We start from the raw sequence: 1834 nt of genomic DNA, 5'->3' as shown, positions 1-1834 counted from the left end.
GGTGTTGGCACAACGCTCAACAACATTGGCTTTATTTACTCCAGTCTGGGACAGTACCCCAAAGCCTTGGAGTACTATCAGCAAGCTTTAGCCATTCTTCAACAAATCGGCGATCTCTCAGGTGTTGGCACAACGCTCAACAACATTGGCTTTATTTACTCCAGTCTGGGACAGTACCCCAAAGCCTTGGAGTACTATCAGCAAGCTTTAGCCATTCGTCAACAAATCGGCGATCGCTCTGGTGTTGGCACAACGCTCAACAACATTGGCTTTATTTACTCCAGTCTGGGACAGTACCCCAAAGCCTTGGAGTACTATCAGCAAGCTTTAGCCATTCGTCAACAAATCGGCGATCGCTCTGGTGTTGGCACAACGCTCAACAACATTGGCACAATTTACAATTATCTCGGACAGTACCCCAAAGCCTTGGAGTACTTTCAGCAAGCTTTAGCCATTCGTCAACAAATAGGCGATCGCTCTGAGGAAGGCGCTACCCTCAACAATATTGGCTTTCTCCTGGATGCACAAAAACAACCGGAATTAGCAATTGTTTTCTTCAAGCAATCTGTCAACGTTATAGAAAAGATTCGCCAAGACTTGCGAGTGCTACCCAAAGAACAACAGGAATCATATACACAAACTATTGCTGACACCTATCGCCGTCTTGCTGACTTGCTGCTACAAAAAGATCGTGTTCTTGAGGCACAACAAGTTTTAGATTTATTGAAAGTACAAGAATTACAAGAATACCTCAGCAACGTCCGAGGTAATCAGCAGACACAACAGGGAGTAGATAATCTGCCGCCAGAAAAAAAAATTTCTGACAGCTACAATCAGCTTTTAAATCAGGCAATTGAAATCGGCAAAGAACTTACCGAACTGCAAAAGATTCCCTATGCTCAACAAACTTCTACACAAAAACAATGTCTTGCTCAACTTACGAACCAGCAAGGGCAAATCGTCAAAATGTTTGAAGAATTTACCCGTCGTCCAGATGTGGTTGCCAGTGTGCAACAATTACGCCAAACTGCTAAAGACCAAAACGTTAGTTTACAAAGATTGAGAAACATTTCCGATGACCTGAAGCGATTAGAACAAAATGCCGTCCTGCTGTATCCTTTAATTTTGGAAGACCGTTTAGAACTAATTTTAGCAACACCTGGTTCACCACCCATCCGGCGTACTGTGGCTGTCAAGCGGCAAGATTTGAACCAAGCTATTGTCAACTTTCGCAGTGCTTTCCAGAATCCTAACATGGATGCGAAAAAACCAGCAAAACAACTATATGACTGGTTAATCAAACCTATAGAAAATGATTTGCAAAAGGCAGATGCCAAAACAATTATCTATGCTCCCGATGGGCAACTGCGTTACATTCCTTTAGCAGCTTTGTACGATGGTAAACAATGGTTAGTAGAACGTCTGCGGATAAATAATATCACGGCTGCATCTTTAACTGACTTTACTATAAAACCGCAAGCACATCTAAAGGTTTTGGCAGGTGCTTTCACCCAAGGGCATTATGAATTTCAATTAGGCAAGCAGCATTTCAGCTTGTCTGGACTACCCTTTGCTGCAAAAGAAGTTGCCGACCTGCAAACATCTATTCCTGGCACAACCAAACTGTTAGATAAAGACTTTAGCATAACAGCTACAATTCCCCAGATGAATCAAAACTCGGTGGTGCATTTTGCGACTCATGCCGCTTTTGTTCCTGGTTTACCAGAAGATTCATTTATTCTATTTGGTAAGGGACTTCCAGAAAATAAACTATTCCACCAACAGTAATGATAATCATTTTAAAGGGGGGATGAAGGGGCTGCCGACGGCAGCC

1 protein-coding gene is annotated in these 1834 nt (G+C 42.9%); it reads left to right on the top strand.

All coding sequences use genetic code 11. The features are described from left to right. Positions 1 to 1788, top strand: a 1788-nt coding sequence (locus HWQ42_RS19540) for a CHAT domain-containing protein (RefSeq protein ID WP_292815171.1), incomplete at its 5' end; no start/stop codon positions are given. Positions 1789 to 1834: the final 46 nt, after the last annotated feature.

This window comes from Nostoc sp. JL23, assembly GCF_017115065.1.
GTDB lineage: Bacteria > Cyanobacteriota > Cyanobacteriia > Cyanobacteriales > Nostocaceae > Nostoc > Nostoc punctiforme_A.
This window is presented reverse-complemented; position numbering and strand designations above follow the sequence as displayed.